Source organism: Sphingobacterium faecale (assembly GCF_016746095.1).
GTDB lineage: Bacteria > Bacteroidota > Bacteroidia > Sphingobacteriales > Sphingobacteriaceae > Sphingobacterium > Sphingobacterium faecale.
This window is the reverse complement of record NZ_JAERTY010000035.1, coordinates 1-1148: the sequence shown is the minus strand read 5'-3', so window position 1 is coordinate 1148 and position 1148 is coordinate 1. Positions and strand designations below refer to the sequence as shown.

The 1148-nt window shown below is 46.4% G+C and carries 1 protein-coding gene and 1 pseudogene; both read right to left on the bottom strand.

Annotated features, from left to right (window positions below; all coding sequences use genetic code 11):
- Nucleotides 1-107: 107 nt before the first annotated feature.
- Entirely contained in the window at nt 108-803 is a 696-nt protein-coding gene (gene istB, locus JKG61_RS22750) for an IS21-like element helper ATPase IstB (RefSeq protein WP_202105303.1), read from the bottom strand.
- Nucleotides 804-867: 64 nt separating this feature from the next.
- Nucleotides 868-1148 (bottom strand): annotated as a pseudogene (locus JKG61_RS22745) (hypothetical protein); the annotation flags it as partial.

The window sequence follows — 1148 nt, the reverse complement described above, 5'->3', positions numbered from 1 at the left end:
TGAATATTCCGACAAAAGTACACCACGGATTCCGGACGAAAGTACACCAGGTTTAGTGACCAATAACCCGAGCTATTTTACAACTGGATTGTATTAACTTTTCAAACTTAATGATTTTTTTTCTTTCTCAAAGACTTACCCTGTAGCGGGAGTCTGTGTGCGGAAGCTGTCAATCTGTCCATTATCGCGTCCGCAAGTGTTGGCTCATCAATAAAGTTGTACCATGCTTCAATCGGTAACTGAGAAGTTATCACAACGGAGCTGTTTCCATATCTGTCTTCCAGTATATCAAGCAGTGCGAGCCTCGTGTCGGCGTCTATAGATTTTAACCCGAAGTCATCCAGTATCAACAGTTTTTGGTTTGCAATACCCTTTATCCATTTCAGGTAGGTTCCATCAAGCCTGGTCTGTACAACAGTATCCATAAAGCGGTTCATACTGAAGTATAAAGTTCTAAAGCCCAGCAGACAGGCAGATCGTCCCAGCGCACATGCCAGGAAGCTCTTGCCCGATCCTGTTGCTCCTGTGATAAGAACATTTTCTCCGCGATGTATAAAAGAGCCGTCTGAAAGTCGAAGTACCTGTTCTCGTGTGATCCCCCTTTCTGCATTGCAGATGATCTCTTCCGGAAGAGCGTTGTACCTGAGCCGGCTGGCTTTGAGATATTTCTGGGTCCTGGTATGATCACGGTATTCGAGTTCGGCCTGTACCAGAGATCCCAATAGTTCATGGACATCCTGGATTTCGTGTACAGGTAAGGCGGCGACTGCTTCATAGCGGCGGGCCATGCCAGTCAGGCGCATTGATCTGAGCTGTTCGATAGTTTGATCTGTGTTCATTTCTGTTTTTGATTTATGTGTCTGTTTTTTATTTGTATTCATCGGCACCCCGGATGTTCCGGTGCAGCGGAATGGTATAACCGACAGTGGACCGGTCATCTTTTTCCAGCATGTCCATCTTGTTGTCCAGGATATTTTTTATGACCATATAATTAAAGCGGTGACCTTTCAGTCCCCTTTGACAGGCGGCTTCTATCCGGTCAGGGTAAAGCGAGGCCAAGCGGAGTAACCCCAGACAGGCCTGATAGGACTGGTCTATGATCAGCTTGCTGTCCATCACCTTTTGAAAGTATTCGCGGGTGGCACTAC

Bases quoted from the DNA above. Each gene is read 5' to 3' on its own strand.
- istB (WP_202105303.1), bottom strand. From the start codon at position 803: ATGCGCCTGACTGGCATGGCCCGCCGCTATGAAGCAGTCGCCGCCTTA.